At 59.4% G+C, this 15,820-nt stretch carries 15 protein-coding genes; 4 read left to right on the forward strand and 11 right to left on the reverse strand.

Annotated features, from left to right (window positions below; all coding sequences use genetic code 11):
* Positions 1–57: 57 nt before the first annotated feature.
* The gene (locus tag M3465_RS16205) at positions 58–702 is read left to right on the forward strand and encodes a hypothetical protein (RefSeq protein WP_249502768.1); all 645 of its coding nucleotides are present in this window, start codon (positions 58–60) and stop codon (positions 700–702) included.
* A 7-nt stretch (positions 703–709) separates the two neighbouring features.
* Here M3465_RS16205 and M3465_RS16210 read toward each other — a convergent pair whose 3' ends face one another.
* The 5 genes from M3465_RS16210 to M3465_RS16230 form a co-directional block, all read right to left on the reverse strand.
* Positions 710–2,047 (reverse strand): APC family permease, encoded by a 1,338-nt coding sequence (locus tag M3465_RS16210; RefSeq protein WP_249502769.1) that lies wholly within the window; start codon positions 2,045–2,047, stop codon positions 710–712.
* Positions 2,048–2,095: 48 nt separating this feature from the next.
* A complete protein-coding gene (locus M3465_RS16215; protein WP_222864283.1) occupies positions 2,096–4,384 on the reverse strand; it encodes a copper-transporting P-type ATPase in 2,289 nt (762 codons plus the stop codon).
* A gap of 135 nt (positions 4,385–4,519) precedes the next feature.
* The gene (gene lgt, locus M3465_RS16220; RefSeq protein WP_007803438.1) at positions 4,520–5,440 is read right to left on the reverse strand and encodes a prolipoprotein diacylglyceryl transferase; all 921 of its coding nucleotides are present in this window, start codon (positions 5,438–5,440) and stop codon (positions 4,520–4,522) included.
* 105 nt (positions 5,441–5,545) lie between these two features.
* Entirely contained in the window at positions 5,546–5,932 is a 387-nt protein-coding gene (locus tag M3465_RS16225) for a DUF302 domain-containing protein (RefSeq protein WP_007803435.1), read from the reverse strand.
* Positions 5,933–6,072: 140 nt separating this feature from the next.
* Positions 6,073–6,681 (reverse strand): EF-hand domain-containing protein, encoded by a 609-nt coding sequence (locus M3465_RS16230; protein ID WP_235974531.1) that lies wholly within the window; start codon positions 6,679–6,681, stop codon positions 6,073–6,075.
* Between the two features lie 343 nt (positions 6,682–7,024).
* Here M3465_RS16230 and M3465_RS16235 point away from each other — a divergent pair, with 343 nt between their 5' ends.
* The gene (locus M3465_RS16235; RefSeq protein ID WP_054540624.1) at positions 7,025–7,636 is read left to right on the forward strand and encodes a hypothetical protein; all 612 of its coding nucleotides are present in this window, start codon (positions 7,025–7,027) and stop codon (positions 7,634–7,636) included.
* Positions 7,637–7,712: 76 nt separating this feature from the next.
* Here M3465_RS16235 and M3465_RS16240 read toward each other — a convergent pair whose 3' ends face one another.
* From M3465_RS16240 to M3465_RS17115, 4 genes are all read right to left on the reverse strand, one after another.
* Entirely contained in the window at positions 7,713–8,378 is a 666-nt protein-coding gene (locus tag M3465_RS16240; RefSeq protein WP_054540601.1) for a L,D-transpeptidase, read from the reverse strand.
* Positions 8,379–8,420: 42 nt separating this feature from the next.
* Entirely contained in the window at positions 8,421–8,933 is a 513-nt protein-coding gene (locus M3465_RS16245; protein ID WP_502846124.1) for a disulfide bond formation protein B, read from the reverse strand.
* Positions 8,934–9,046: 113 nt separating this feature from the next.
* The gene (locus M3465_RS16250; protein ID WP_249502770.1) at positions 9,047–10,309 is read right to left on the reverse strand and encodes a multicopper oxidase family protein; all 1,263 of its coding nucleotides are present in this window, start codon (positions 10,307–10,309) and stop codon (positions 9,047–9,049) included.
* A 125-nt stretch (positions 10,310–10,434) separates the two neighbouring features.
* Positions 10,435–11,016 (reverse strand): L,D-transpeptidase, encoded by a 582-nt coding sequence (locus tag M3465_RS17115; protein WP_012187183.1) that lies wholly within the window; start codon positions 11,014–11,016, stop codon positions 10,435–10,437.
* Between the two features lie 179 nt (positions 11,017–11,195).
* On the opposite strand from M3465_RS17115, the gene M3465_RS16260 reads away from it, so the two are divergent.
* Positions 11,196–12,032 (forward strand): DUF305 domain-containing protein, encoded by an 837-nt coding sequence (locus tag M3465_RS16260; RefSeq protein ID WP_012187184.1) that lies wholly within the window; start codon positions 11,196–11,198, stop codon positions 12,030–12,032.
* A 12-nt stretch (positions 12,033–12,044) separates the two neighbouring features.
* Positions 12,045–12,809: a MauE/DoxX family redox-associated membrane protein gene (locus M3465_RS16265; protein WP_173585990.1), complete on the forward strand. Its 765-nt coding sequence runs from the start codon at positions 12,045–12,047 to the stop codon at positions 12,807–12,809.
* A gap of 21 nt (positions 12,810–12,830) precedes the next feature.
* Here the strand turns inward: M3465_RS16265 and cueR are convergent, their stop codons facing one another.
* Both cueR and M3465_RS16275 read right to left on the reverse strand, forming a co-directional pair.
* The gene (gene cueR / locus M3465_RS16270) at positions 12,831–13,229 is read right to left on the reverse strand and encodes a Cu(I)-responsive transcriptional regulator (protein WP_038008399.1); all 399 of its coding nucleotides are present in this window, start codon (positions 13,227–13,229) and stop codon (positions 12,831–12,833) included.
* 12 nt (positions 13,230–13,241) lie between these two features.
* The gene (locus M3465_RS16275; RefSeq protein WP_054540621.1) at positions 13,242–15,752 is read right to left on the reverse strand and encodes a heavy metal translocating P-type ATPase; all 2,511 of its coding nucleotides are present in this window, start codon (positions 15,750–15,752) and stop codon (positions 13,242–13,244) included.
* Between the last annotated feature and the right edge of the window lie 68 nt (positions 15,753–15,820).

Consider the following 15,820-nt stretch of genomic DNA (forward strand, 5'->3'; position numbering starts at 1 on the left):
TGTGCAACAACGCCCCGTATCATCGACCTAGTGGTGCCCACATGGCAGGCTATTTCAATGGATAGATTTTTCTCTATCAGTATGCCCGCGGCTCAGTTTGTTAGAAATGTCCTGCTGTTCAGTTTCGCTGCATTACTGCCGGTCCTGTTGTTCTATGTTTTACTGGCTCCGGGCTTTGCTCCGGCTCTTGCTGCCGGCGGACCAGCACTCATGCGCTTTCTAAGGCAGGTTGCGACCAACGGTTTGCCCGTGGTTTTTGCCGTCAACTACGTCAGGTTTTTCCTTTTCGCCATGACAAAGCAACCAAAGGCGGGCTCAAGAGACACGGCGTTTTTCGTGCTGGTCGATGTCTTGCTCAGAGCCCTTCTCTTTCCAGGTCTCCACGTGCTGATATACGTTCTATCTGCCGACTGGTTCGGGTCATTCGGCGGCAATCGTTCAACCGCTTTGGCGGTTGTATCCCCGACTCTTGCGCGTTCGGCGTTTTTCGAGAACATCTCCGGCGTTTACCTCTATGCGACTATGATAAGCGCGTTGCCGCTCTACGTCTCGGCTTTCGGGCGGTCGGAATTTCTTGGACCGGTTGTACGTCGCTTGCCCATGAACACGGGCGTGATGCTGCTTGCCCTGGCTGCGTTTGCCTTGTCGGTCGGGCTGATCACGATCGGCGCACAAGGCATCGCATCTCTTCAGGCCAGGTGATGGCAGGCTAATCACCGTGGGCGTGGGCGGGGGCGGGGGCGACTTGCGGTGCCACCCATTGCGACAAGTAAACGCGCTCGAAGGCGAACACAGCGATCATCCCGACAGCGGCGTAGAGAACGATCATCGGGTCGCTTTGAAGCTTCATCACGGTGAAAGCTGCCAGTACTATCGCATCGAGCGCCAGGGCAGTCAAAAGCGCGATACCGAAGGCGCCGACGTCTGCTCGACGATAGCGGAACACGCCCCAATGTATGATCATGTCCATGACGAGGTAAAAGAAAGCACCGAGGGATGCGATCCGGCCTAAATCAAAGAGCACGGCCAACGTCGCGGCGATGACGACAGTATAGACCAGGGTGTGGCGTTGGATGGGACCTGGCATACCGAAGTGGCTGTGCGGGATCATTTCCATGTCGGTCAGCATCGCCAGCATACGCGACACCGCGAAGACGCTGGCCAGAACGCCGGACGCCGTTGCGACAGCGGCCAGGATCACCGTGAGTATGAAGCCGGTTTGTCCAAGGGCGGGCTGCGCCGCTTGTGCCAGCGAATAGTCACGCGCTGAGATGATCTCCTCGATCGTGAGACTCGAACCGACCCCGTAGGCGACCAACAGGTAGACGACGACGCAGATTCCGATAGAGAACATGATCGCTCGGCCAACATTGCGATTTGGTTCAGTGATCTCGGCTCCGCTGTTGGTGATCGTGGTGAATCCCTTGAACGCAAGGATGGCCAGCGCCGTAGAGGCGATGAACCCCGTGAGCCCGTAGGATTGTGAGGTCTCGGACGCCGCGGCGAACGCAAAACCACTGGACCACAGGGCCGCGATGCCAAACAGAGCTATGCCTCCGATCTTGATCGCGGCCATGATCAACGAGAACAGCCCGACCGAGCGGTTTCCGGCCATGTTCACCAAAAAGGCGAAAACGATCACGGCCACAGCCAGAGCGGGGACCAATGGGCCACCTTCGATATCGAAAGGGCGCAGGACATAGGTGGCGAAGGTTCGCGCGACGAGGCTTTCCGCGATCACCATGCTGAGCGCCATCAGCAGTGCGGCCCCGCCCGCGATGGCTCCGGGGCCATAGCATTTCTGCAGGATCATGGCGATGCCACCCGAGGACGGCCATTTGTTCGACATCCTGATGTAGCTGTAGGCGCTGAAGCTTGTGACGACCGCGCCGGCGATGAATGCAAGCGGGAAAAGCGGGCCGGCGAGCTGCGCGATTTGCCCCGTCAACGCAAAGATTCCAGCGCCGATCATCACGCCTGTCCCCATCGCAACGGCTCCGCCCAGACTGATGGAATTTTCGCGGTACGTTTCTTTTTCGCTCTGCATAAATGGCCCCCTTTTAATTTTGGTTCATCCGAACGCTGTTGCGCGCTTCTAGATACGAACGCCGCGAAGGCGCAGCGAATTGAGCACCACCGAGATTGACGACGCGCTCATGGCGAAGGCAGCAAACATCGGACTGATGAGGATGCCAAAGAAGGGAAACAGAACTCCCGCCGCGACCGGCACGCCGGAGGCGTTGTAGATCAGCGCGAAGAACAGGTTCTGGCGGATGTTGCGCATCGTGGCCCGGGCGAGCCGCCGCGCACGCACGATACCATCAAGGTTGCCCTTGACCAGCGTGACGCCCGCGCTTTCGATGGCCACATCGGCGCCGGTGCCCATGGCGATGCCGACATCGGCCTGCGCGAGCGCGGGGGCGTCGTTGACGCCATCCCCGGCCATGGCGACCTTGTGGCCCGCCTCTTGCAACTCAAGGATGATCCGCGCCTTGTCCTCCGGCAGCACGTCGGCCCGGATCTCATCGATTCCGAGCCGCGTGCCGATGGCCTTGGCCGTGCGTTCGTTGTCGCCGGTCGCCATGATGACGCGGAACCCCAGTTCATGCAGATCCTCGATGGCTTCTGGCGTGGTCTCCTTCACTGGGTCGGCGACAGCAACTAGACCGGCGATCTCGCCATCCAGCACAACGAACATGACCGTCTCGCCTTCGTCGCGGCGGGCATTGGCCTTGGCGGTCAACGCGCCCGCCTCGAGCCCCAATTCGCGGATCATCGCCAAATTGCCGAGCGCGACCGCTTTGCCGTCAACGACCCCCTTGACGCCCTTGCCAGTGACCGCCTCGAAGTCCCGTGCCTCGTCCATTTTGACATCTCGCTCCTCCGCACCCCTGACGATCGCTTCGGCCAAGGGGTGCTCCGATCCGCGCTCAAGCGATGCGGCGAGACGCAAGACCTCGGCTTCGTCGTGGCCGGGTTGCGGGAGTACGTCGACAAGCCGCGGCTTGCCTTCGGTCAACGTGCCGGTCTTGTCGACGATCAGGGTATCGACTTTCTCGAACCGCTCCAGCGCCTCGGCGTTCTTGATCAGCACCCCTGCCTGAGCGCCCCGTCCTGTCGCTGTCATGATCGACATCGGTGTCGCCAGGCCAAGCGCACAAGGACAGGCGATGATCAGAACCGCCACCGCCGAAATCAATGCGTAGGAAAGCGCAGGCGCGGGCCCCCAGATCGCCCAGGCGATGAAGGACAGGACCGCGATACCGATGACGGCCGGAACGAAATATCCCGCCACCTTGTCGGCGTATTTCTGGATCGGGGCGCGCGAGCGCTGCGCGTTCGACACCATCTCGACAATTTGAGCCAGCATCGTGTCGGACCCGACACGCGTCGCCTCCATCACCAGACTGCCGGTGCCATTGATCGTCGCGCCGGTCAGCGGGTCGCCCTCGGTCTTCTCGACCGGCACGGGTTCACCGGAGATCATGCTTTCGTCGACCGAGGACCGGCCGTCCAGAACCACGCCATCGACCGGCACCTTGTCACCGGGCCGCACGCGCAGCCGGTCCCCGACTTGCACGTCCTCCAGCGGGATTTCCTCCTCGGATCCGTCGTCCCGGATGACCCGCGCGGTCTTTGCCGCCATGTCGAGAAGCGCGCGGATCGCCTTGCCGGTCCCCTCGCGGGCGCGTAGTTCCATCACCTGGCCGAGCAGCACCAGCGTCACGATCACCGCCGCCGCCTCGAAATAGACGCCGACATGGCCTTCGGAGTCTCGGAACCCATCAGGGAATATGTCCGGTGCGAGAACGGCAACGACGCTGAAGAGCCAGGCGGCAAGAACGCCCATGCCGATCAGGGAGAACATGTTGAGGTTCAATGTGCGGAACGAAATCCATCCGCGTTCCAGAAACGGCCAGCCGCACCACAAGACCACTGGCGTTGCCAGGATCAATTCGATCCATTGTGTGGTGCTTTCGCCAAAAAAAGTCCGGACTGCGGGGAAACCGACGAATGGCCCCATCGTGAGGACAAGGAGCGGGATCGTCAGGACTGTGCCGACCCAGAACCGCCGTGTGAAATCCACCAGTTCGGGATTTGGACCTTCATCGCCCGGCACACCGGATTCCAGTTCCAATCCCATACCACAGATCGGACACGCGCCCGGATCAGGCTGCCGCACCTGAGGGTGCATCGGGCAGGTGAAAATGGGACCATCATGTCCTGTAGGAACCAGATCATATCGGCCATCGGCCGGCGTGGCACCCGCGTGGTGTTCGTGATGATCATGTGCTGAATGGACCTCGAGCTCCGATTCCGGCACTAGGTGCATCCCGCATTTCGGACAATTGCCGGGCTCGTCCTGCCGCACCTCAGGGTGCATGGGGCAAACGAATACCGAAGAAGCTGCTGTGGTTTCAGAACTGTCGGGAGTGCTCATTTTGCGGTCCTTTCCGAGAATGCTTCTCTTGCCTAGGGCTTCCATCCGCGGGAGGGTCAAGAGAGATCAGTACGGCGATTACATTGCGGCTCTGCGGGGTGGCGCTGTCCGGCCCCGTTCCCGCCGGGCGAACACGATCAACGCCAGCCCGACCAGCGCCATTGGCATGGAGAGCAACTGGCCCATGGTCAAACCCCACTCACCAAAATGAAGCGCATGGCCGATCGGGTTGTCCGCCGTCACAAATTGTTGGTCCGGTTGCCGGAACATCTCGACGAAACTTCGGGCAAGACCATAGCCGGTCAGAAACACGCCAGCCAAGGCACCGGGCATTTTCAGCCAGCCCCGGCCCCAAGCGAGATAAATGAGCAGTATTCCAAGAATGAGCCCCTCCAATACCGCCTCGTACAGCTGGGACGGGTGTCGGGCGCAGAGGCCGCTAACCCCTGGGCAGGCCTGCGCGACTTCGCCGGGAAAGATCACCGCCCAGGGAACGTCCGTTGGACGCCCCCACAACTCATTGTTGGTGAAGTTCGCCAGCCTTCCAAGAAACAAGCCTGGTGGTGTTGCCAAAGCCAGCAAGTCGCCAGTGCTGAGCAATGACGCGTTCTGTCTAAGGCAGAACAGCAAGGCCGCGATGACAACTCCCGCGAACCCCCCGTGGAAAGACATGCCGCCTTGCCAGACCATCAGAATTTCCAAGGGATTGGCGAGATAATATGCGGGCTGGTAGAACAGTACAAAGCCCAGGCGACCACCAGCAATCACGCCGATGATGATCCACGTCAGAAGATCTTCGATCTGCGTTCGGTCAAGCGGCGGTCCAGCTGACGTCCAGAGCGCGGGACGGCTTATGGCACTCGAACAAATGCGCCAGCCAATCAGGATACCGAAGATATAGGCTAGCGCGTACCAGCGGAGTGCGAATGTGACCCCCCCGATGTCGAAGGAGAAGAGGTCGGTTCCAATATCCGGAAATGGCAATCCCGCTGGCAGCACTGGGTGAGTTCCTTATCAGGAATTTACGTGGGGATTAGATGGCATTGATCGAGCACCGCTAAAGGCGCTCGATCTGCGACAGGGCATCCAACGCCCATCCCGCCATCACGCGGTGTCGAGGGCGTCCCGAAGGAGATCGCGGACTTCGCCGGCGACCGCGTCCAGGTCTTGGTTCTGCACCGCCTGCATCGAAGCGACAGGATCGACCGCGCTGACCTCGGTGTCGCCGTCCAGTTGCCGCAGGATAACATTGCAGGGAAGCATCGCACCGATGCGAGGCTCGATCTCGATGGCTTTGTGCGCCATGCCCGGATTACAGGCCCCCAAGATGCGGTAAGGCGGCATGTCCGCATCAAGTTTCTTTTTCATCGTCGCTTTGACGTCAATCTCAGTCAGAACGCCGAAGCCCTTGTCTGCCAAAGCATCCCGAACACGCATCTCTGCGTCATCGATTTTGGTGTCTTTCAGGACGCGATCATAGGTATAGGCCATGGGAATTTTCCTTTCCGTGTCTCTATTTGTTGGCATACCGAGGCTAAACGGTTCAGGTCGCGGTTCGGTTCAATGTCCCGACCGCGAATGGTTTTGGGGTTGTGAGGACGGGTGCCGGAAAAAAACCGGCACCCATTGGCTCAGTTGTCCTGCATCATGGAGCCGTTGCCCATGCCCTGACCGTTGCCAGGCCGCGCAGGCGCATCTGCCATATTCGACCGCATCATCTGCATCCGCTCCATCCTATCGGCAGGAGCGGCCATCTCTTCCGGCGTCACCGCGCCGTCGCCATCGGCATCGAGGTGTTGGAAGCGATCCACCATCATTTCGCGGATCATCGCGCTGTGGAGAGCTTCAAATTCAGTAATCGAGAGGTTTCCATCCCCGTCGCTGTCAAACTCGGAAAGCTTGGCCTCCAGCTGCGTGCGCATTTCTTCCGGCGTCGTTGTGCCGTCTCCATCAGTGTCGAACATTTGCATCATGCCGCCAGCCATGCCTGGGCTCATCATACCACTGCCCATGCCTGCGCCCATCATGCCTGCGCCCATCATGTTTCCGTGCATGCGCTTCATCATGTCCATCATTCCGCCCATGTTCCCCATCATACCGGGACCACCGTTCTGCATCATGCCTGGTCCGCTCTGGGCGCCAAATTGTCCCCCACGCCCGTGGTTGGCGTCCGCGAATGCGGCACCGCCAAGGGCGGTTGCAGCCAGGGTCATTGCAGCGAGTAAAGTGTTGCGTTTCATTTCGATCACCTCGTGTCAGTGTTGCGATACCCAGCATATGGGGGGCACCTGCAGATGCGGAATGCCACGCGAGCCGGTGTTTTGTATCGCGAGGTCACAAAGGCGGGGTCTGTTACAAATTGCGACAAATCAATTCGGGGCGAACGCTCCTCTTCATCTGAAACATGCGATATCCAGAAAAAAAGGTGTCGAGGATCCGTATACCAACCGAAACCGAACCCATGTTTCGGTAGAGGCGAAATCCGGAAGAGTTGATGTCGAGATTGCTAGAGGCCCTGAATATCCCGAAAATTCAATCATTCAACTCATGGCAGGAGGCTGCAAGGTGCGCTTTTCCAATCGCATTTTCTCAGTTCTAACCGTGGTGATTTTGGCGGGGTGCGGTGCAGGAAACGACATGCGCCCTGATGCTTCAGCCGAAGTCATCAGTAGTGCATCCTACCGTCACGACGGACCGGCCGCGCTGACGCTGTACACCATGATCAGCAACAGATCCGGGGCGGGTGCGCATAGCAGCGTCATGATCAATGGGTCGCAGCGCGTTATCTTCGATCCGGCAGGAACGGTCCGGCTGAGCGCGGTACCGGAACGGGGAGATGTGCTTTATGGCATTACTCCACAAGTGGCCGATTTTTACGCACGGGCTCATGCACGGGAGACCTACCACGTCGTCATACAAGAGATCGATGTGTCCCCCGAAGTCGCGGAGCAGGCCTTGCGGCTTGCAATTGCCAGCGGCCCAGCCGCTTCCGGTTTTTGTAGTGCCAGTACCTCCGCGGTACTCAGACAATTACCAGGATTTGAATCCATCGGACGCACATTTTTTCCAAAGCGCCTGATGGCGGATTTTGGCAAGTTGCCGGGCGTGCGAACCACAAAGCTGTTCGAGAACGATGAGGACGACAAATCCGTAGCGATCGCACAGTTCGAAAGTTCACTTGCGACACAGCCGTGAGTGTTCGTCCAACAATTCATTGGAAGATGTCCCTGCACGACGCAGTCCTCGGCGTGTGAGCCAAAGATGCAATAGGTTAGCTTCGAGCGGTAACGCTGTCTTCGGCCGAGTAAAGAAACGCCGTCGATCCGACAGCGACATTCGGATAGAGATCATTGATGTGGGCCATCACCATGCGCACGCATCCCGAACTGGCCCGGCCGCCAATGCTGCGAGGGCTCGGCGTTCCGTGAATTCGAAGGTACGTATCCCGATCTCCGACGAATAGATACAAAGCCCTGCTGCCCAAGGCATTGTTGGGGCCGGGCTCCATACCGTCGGCAAACCGCTCGTAAGCCTCCGGATCGCGTTCGATCATCGACTGCGTTGGCGTCCAGTGCGGCCATTCGACCTTTCGGCGGATCGTATAGGTGCCGGGTTCATAGAGATCGCCCTTGGCAATCGCCACCCCGTATCGCATCGCGGTGCCACCCTCCTCGATATGGTACAGATAGCGCGCGATCGCATCGACGTGAATGTCACCCGGGCGCAAACCTTCATTCGCCAACACGCGTTGCGGCAGCAGCCTGGGATGCAGCCCCCATGGGTTGGTTGTTGCCGGGTCATAGTTGGCGGGCGTGACCTGCGCATCCCAAGCTGCTTTTTCGGCTGTTGTCGGCCAGGTCTTTGCGAACGCGGGTGAACTCAGAGACGCTGAAAACAGCGAACCGGAGAGTGCAAGAAAGTGTCGTCTTGTAACCATGAAACGAAGCCCTATGTTTGTTTACGATGAATGCGGGACGATTCAAGAAACGTCCGCGACCCCATGCCACCGAACCTTTTGATGTCTTGCGATCGCGACCAACCAGAGGCAAGCAAGGTCACCGCTCAGGATCGCGTTCCAACTCGCCATGGACAACGTCAGAAATTCCCAGACAACCTCATCGCACAGAACAAGAGTGGACGCATTTGAACTGGCAGAGGGCAGCAATTCCGATACCGACATTTGGGAGACATCGAGGCCGGATCCCGTGCAAGAAGTCGGTCCCTCCCACCAGCCGCGCTCGACACCGGTATGAAACACTCCCAACGCGGATGTGCTGAGTGCCGACAGGGCACCGATTATCAGGATTGGCAAAATCGGCAGAGCAAAGAGCAACATAGCGCCCGTTCCAATGGCGATTGCGTGTGGGTAGCGTTGCCAGATGCACATTGCGCACGGCGCGTAGCCAAGAGCCTGGAAAACGAAGGCCCCTAACAGCAAGGCGGCTGATCCTGCCGCCGCAGTCATGCCGAGAGATTTTGGTGTCAGGGTCAATGAACGCTCCCGTTGGCAATCGATGGACCTGTTTCTCGCTTGTCAGGTTACGTAAACGGCAGAAGGGCTGTTATCATTCAGAGATTTGTAACGGTATGTATCCGTCGCGACCCTCAGCCGACTCTGATCCACGTTGCCATACCGTCGGCTTGATGGCTCAACATGTGGCAATGAAGCATCCAGGATCCCGGATTGTCCAGGACGACGAGAATATCCCGCGTCTCGCCGGTATCCAGATAGGTCGAGTCCCGGTATGGACCGGCTTCACCCGCCGCATCGAGTTCCCAGAAATGGTGGCCATGCAGATGCATGACGTGTGGAAATCCGGTTTCGTTGCGGATCGAAATGCGCGCGGTCGTCCCCTGCGCGACAGATAGGAAAGGGGTTCGAGGCAGGCCCGATACGTCATTGAGCGCCCACGTCCCTGTGCCGTTGTGGGACGCGCTTCCCGCACCTCCCTGAAGCACCAGCTCCGCGGTTTGGCCGGGGTCTTGCGGGGCGGGCATTCGGTTGGCGGGCAACGCGGTGATGGGCGCTTTCGCAGGCTCACGAGAGCCGGAAACAGCGATTTCGCCAAGGCTCAACGTCCGCTCTCCAAAGCTGTCGTCAAATCTAATAGGCCCGGTCGCATCACCAATCACATCGCATCTTTGCCCCGGAGCTAGGAGGATGGGTTCGAGTGTCTGTGGCTGCGCCAGGGGCATACCATCCAGTGCAACGATCTTGCCTGCCAGACCGTCCAGCCCGACACGGTAAACCCTGTCGATAGAGGGATTTATCAGGCGCAAGCGCAGGCGGTCGCCTTGTCTCACATTCTTGCTGGTTCCATTGGAAACAAGCGCCGTGACCGTATTGCCGATACGGCCCTCGGTCGCGAAATGAGCCGGGTTGAACCCTTCGTCGTACTGTCCGGACTGATCCAACAAGACATCGAAGAACTGAACAACGATGTCATGGTCGACAGCCGGCGCATTTTGCTCCTCGACGATGAAGGCGCCGAAAAGACCGCGGCTGACCTGATCGTAAGACAGGTAATGCGAGTGATACCAATACGTGCCGGCATCCGGGACGCCGAATTGATAACGATACGGGTCGCCCGGAATGACCACATCCTGAGTGAGGACGTTGACACCATCCATCCGATTTGGAACCCGCAACCCATGCCAGTGAACGAGAGCGCCCTCCTCCAATCGGTTATCGAGGGTGATGCGGGCGGTTTGTCCTTGTCGCATTCTGACTTCTGGGCCCGGCAGACCACCGTTGAAGCCCAACATCGACACGTCGTACCCAGCAAGGTGCGCCTTGATCGATTGGGGCGCGAGGATCAACTCGTGTGTCGCTGCTGGCAAGCGGGTACCAGCCAGCGCAACGGTCATCCCGCCAAGGAAAGACCTCCGGCTCAAAGACAATTCCGTCACCTCATGAATGATAGACTGGCTTTCGCCAACTGCCGCACTTGTGCCATTTCCGGAAGAGGAACTTCAAGGCGACAGAACACTCCTCACGCCGTTGTCACTTTGGGATACAGGAAGACGCGGGCGCCGATTTCAACGCGTTCGTACAGATCCTTCACATGTTCATTCGTCAACCGCGCGCATCCATTCGACACGGCAGACCCAATTGTCTCCGGGGCGTTCGTTCCATGAATGCGAAGATAGGTATCGCGTCCCTCGGCATCGTAGAGATAGAGCGCGCGGGCCCCGAGCGGGTTGTTTGGCCCGCCTTTCAGTCCATCCTTGTACTTTGCGTATTTGCGTGGCTCGCGCCGGATCATGGCGTTCGTTGGCCGCCACCATGGCCATTTGGCCTTGCGCGCTACCGTGAACTCTCCGGGTTCGTACAAACCTTTGCGCCCTACCCCGACCCCGTAGCGGATCGCCATCCCGTCCTCGAGCATGAAATAAAGGAAAAAATCGTCGGGAACGACGTGGACATCGCCTTTAACCCAGTCACCACGACGGGTGTTTACCAATTGTGGTTCAAACCGTTCGGGCAATTTGACTTTGTGGGCCCAGGCAGTTGTGGGCAGAAAGCAACCCATCGCTCCGGCACAAATTAATTCTCGTCTCGTGAAATTCTGCATGGCGCGATCTCCTCGGACCCATGAAAATTCAGTGCGCGTCAGGGGCAAAGAAAAGAAGCCGTGAACCGGGGCAAACGACGCGCCTTTGTTGCCTTGAAACTACGAAAATTCGTGCTTTTGGAACTCTCCAGCGCTGGAATGTTGTTGTTTTACAGAGAACTGCAAGGAGGTGACTGGAAATGCACTACTCACGATTCTTTATGATGATCGGAACATCGACCGTGGTCATGTTCGTTCTGATGTACCTGAACACCTATCTTTGGGGCCATATCTTCTTTTCGGAGACACGCCTTTACATGGCCATCCTGATGGGGGCGACCATGGCCGTGATCATGTTGGCGTACATGTTGTCCATGTATCAGAACACCAAAGCCAACATCGCGATTTTCGTTGGCGCAATAGTCCTTTTCGCGGCGAGCCTCTGGCTGGTTCGCGGGCAATTCACGGTGCAGGACAGGTCCTACATGCGCGCCATGATCCCGCACCACTCGATCGCCATCATGACGTCGACTCGTGCCGAGATCACCGACCCGCGCGTCCGGGGGCTCGCAGACGACATTATCTATGCGCAGGACAAGGAAATCGCCGAAATGCGCTACCTTATTGCTGACATTGGAGCAAACGGCGAAGCATCGGCCACGCGAAGCGAAACGCCGGCGCAGGTTGTGGATGCGCAACAGGCGCTTCAAACGGAGGTCGTGTCGAAGGTCGATCCTGAGTTTCTGACGGAAGACGAAATCGCTGCGGTGTTCCCGAATGGCGGAAATTGCCGCTTTGCTTACACCTCGGACAGTCCGGCTGTACTGGTGACTGGTGAAACCGGCGAAGGGTCTGCAGCCGCAATGAAGATCAGCGGTGATCTGGTGCGCCTGAATGCGCAGGGCGAAAATGCATTTTCTGAAGGCCCGCTGTCGGCCGAGATCGCAGAGACGAACGGTGACCTGACCGATCTGATCGTCAGCGCGGGAACCGACTACGAAGCCGGGTTCCGTGGTCAACTTACGTGCAGCGGATAAGGAGGAAAGGACATGCCCCGCGACACAGACAGCAAATCCGCGCAGCTTTATCGCATGGTCATGCCGGGCCATGTCTGCCCCTACGGTCTGAAATCGAAAGACCTGCTGGAGCGGCAAGGCTTCGAGGTGGAAGACCATCCGCTTGACACCCGTGAAGACACCGATGCTTTCATGGAGAAGCACGGGGTCGAGACGACGCCGCAGACTTTCATCGGGGACGAACGGATCGGCGGTTACGATGATCTCAGGGTGTTTTTCGACATTGACCCACCCGAGGAAGAGCAAAGCGACACGACCTACCAGCCGGTCATCGCGATCTTTTCTGTCGCCGCGCTGTTGGCATTGGGCCTGTCTTGGCACCAGTACGGGTCGGTCCTTACCTTGCGGGGGTTCGAATGGTTCATTTCGCTGTCCATGACCATTCTCGCGATCCAGAAATTGCAGGATGTCGAAGGGTTTTCGACGATGTTCCTCAACTACGATCTGCTGGCGCGCAAATGGGTGCGATACGGCAAGGTCTACCCGTTCGGCGAAGCGTTGGCAGGTATCCTGATGACTGCCGGCGCGCTGCTGTGGCTCTCGGCTCCGGTTGCCTTGTTTATCGGCACGGTAGGCGCTGTCAGCGTGTTCAAGGCTGTTTATATCGACAAGAGAGAGCTGAAATGCGCCTGCGTCGGCGGTGACAGTTCCGTCCCGCTGGGGTTCATTTCGCTGACGGAAAACCTGATGATGATCTTCATGGGTATCTGGATGCCGGTCCGCGCGATCTGGTTCTGAGGTACAGCCCCTTCTTGCCTGTCACTTGGCCAACCGCTCCGGCGACAGATCCTCGATGATGGGGCAGTCGGGCCGGTGATCCCCGGCACATTTTTCCACCAGTTCGGCGAGCGTCGCGCGCATGGATTGCAGTTTCGCGATCTTTTCCTCGATCTGGCGCAGATGGTCTTCCGCAACCGCCTTCACTTGCATGCTTTCGCGGTTTTCATCCTCGTAGAGCGACAGGAGCGTCCTGCAATCTTCGATGGTGAACCCCAAGGCCCGTGCGCGACCGAGAAACGCCAGCTTGTGAACGTGGTTCTCGGTGAACGCGCGATAGCCGTTCTCGCTACGGTTCGGGCGGATCAGACCGATGTCCTCGTAGTAGCGGATCGTCTTGGCGGGCACACCCGATTGTCGGGCAACGTCTCCGATGTTCATGTCGGACCTCCGTTATTCTGCTGGAGCAGGAGTGGCGGCTGCCATCTCTGCCGGGATTGCGCGCTGCTCGTCCATCGCAGGCGCGATGCGCCGCAGCCGCAGGGCATTGGTCAGGACAAACACCGAGGACAACGCCATCGCACCCGCCGCAAGGATTGGTGACAGGAGCAACCCAAAGGCCGGATAGAGCACCCCGGCAGCGACCGGAATAAGTGCCACGTTGTAGGCAAAGGCCCAGAACAGGTTCTGCCGGATGTTGCGCATGGTCCGCCGCGATACTTCGAAGGCGTTCACCACGCCGCGCAAATCGCCCGACATCAGGACGACATCCGCAGATTCGATGGCCACATCGGTGCCGGTTCCAATGGCGATGCCCACATCGGCATGCGCCAGCGCCGGGGCGTCATTGATCCCGTCGCCGACAAAGGCGATGCGCTTGTTCCCTTGGCGCAAACTGTCGAGCGCCGCAACCTTGCCGTCCGGCAGGACGCCGGCGATGACGTGGTCGATACCGGTTTCGCGGGCGATGGCTTCGGCGGTTTCGCGTTTGTCGCCGGTGATCATCGCAACCGCAAGACCCTTTTCGTGCAGCGCTGCGATGGCTGCGCGGCTTGCCGGTTTGACCGGATCGGCCACGCCGATCACGGCGGCGACACGCCCATCTATGGCAGCGTAAAGCGCCGTGCGACCCTTGCTTGCGATCTTCGTTTCCTCTGGAGACAATGCCGAGACGTCAATGCCTTCGCGCGCCATGTAGCGGTCGGCCCCAACCAACACCTCCACGTCTTCGACCACGGCGCGCACGCCGTAACCTGTGACCGATTGAAAGCCTTCGGCCGCCACAAGAGGTGCGCCCTCGGCCCGCGCGGCCCGCACGATGGCGTCCGCGACAGGATGCTCGGAGAGCGACTCTACGGCGGCCATCTTCGAAAGCGTTGTTGTACGATCGAACCCTTCCGCCAGCACAAGGTCAGTCAGTGCGGGTCGCCCCTCGGTCACCGTGCCTGTTTTGTCGAGGGCGACCACATCAACGGAATCGAGCTGCTGCAAGGCGTCACCTTTACGGAACAGGACACCCATTTCCGCAGCACGTCCCGTCCCGACCATGATCGAGGTCGGCGTCGCAAGCCCCATCGCGCAGGGGCACGCGATGATGAGCACCGACACACCGGCGACCAGCGCCATCGTCAGGGCCGGATCAGGCCCGAAAAACAGCCAGACCAGCACGGTCGCCGCCGCGATCGCCATCACGGCAGGCACGAACCACAAGGTGATCCGGTCGACCAATCCCTGGATCGGCAGTTTGGCGCCCTGGGCCTCTTCGACCATGCGAATAATCTGCGCCAGGGTCGTGTCGGCGCCGACCCGCGTGGCGAGGAACTGCAGGCTTCCGGCGCCGTTGACCGTCCCGCCGGTCACCGTATCTCCGGCACCTTTTTCAGCGGGGATCGGCTCGCCTGTCAGCATGCTTTCGTCGACGCGGCTGGTCCCCTCGATGACCTCGCCATCGACCGCGATGCGTTCACCAGGGCGCACGATGACGATGTCACCCTGAACCAGCGCATCGATCTCGATCTCGACGCTTTCTCCGTCCCGCATCACGCGTGCAGTCCGCGCCTGAAGCCCTAATAGCTTCTGGATGGCCGCGCCCGTTCTCCCCTTGGCGCGCGCTTCAAGAAACCGCCCCAGAAGGATCAGAACGACGATGACCGCTGCCGCCTCGAAATAGACGGTGCGCAGCGTGTCAGGCAGGACCGACGGTACGAATGTCGCAACCACGGAATAAAGGTAAGCCGCCCCGGTGCCGACCGCGACGAGGCTGTTCATGTCGGGGGCACCCCGGAACAAGGCCGGGAAACCCTTGGTGTAAAACGTCCGGCCTGGGCCGAAGAGAACGATTGTCGTCAGCACGAACTGAAGAAGCCAACTCGTCTGCTGGCCAATCGTGGTCTCGATCAGCATATGAACGGCCGGAATGACGTGGCCACCCATTTCGATCAGGAAGACCGGCAAGGCGAGGATGGCCGCAAAGGTGACCCGTTTGGCAAGCGCCTGAGCCTCTTCCTCCTTGCGCGCAACTCTGTCGTCACCGGCCTGGGCCGTTGCCACGGTTGCTGGATACCCTGCCGCGCCGCTTGATTCGATCAGATCGGATGTCGTGACAAGACCTTCGACGTAAACGACCGTCGCCGTCTCTGAGGCGAGGTTGACGTTCACCTCGACCACCCCGGGCACCGCGGCAAGCGCCTTATCGACCCGCCCGACGCAAGAGGCACAGGACATCGCTGCAATCGTGAGTTCGGCCCTGGCCTTCCGCGCGGGGTAGCCCAGCTCGCGAAGGGATTCGATGATGTCGGGAATGCGCTTGAGCGCGTCCACGCTCATGCGAGCAGTTTCCGAGGCAAGGTTCACCGACACATCCTCTACGCCGTCGATTGCATTCAATGCGCGATCGACCCTGCCAACGCAGGACGCGCATGACATGCCTTCGATCGGCAGGCTGATCTGTTTGGGTTCGGGCATATGTGTCACCTGTTTTTCCATTCGAAGTGGAATATGAGGCTTCCAGTTACTGGAGGGTCAATGGGAGG

The organism is Marivita sp. GX14005 (genome assembly GCF_023370775.1).
Classification (GTDB): Bacteria; Pseudomonadota; Alphaproteobacteria; order Rhodobacterales; family Rhodobacteraceae; genus Marivita.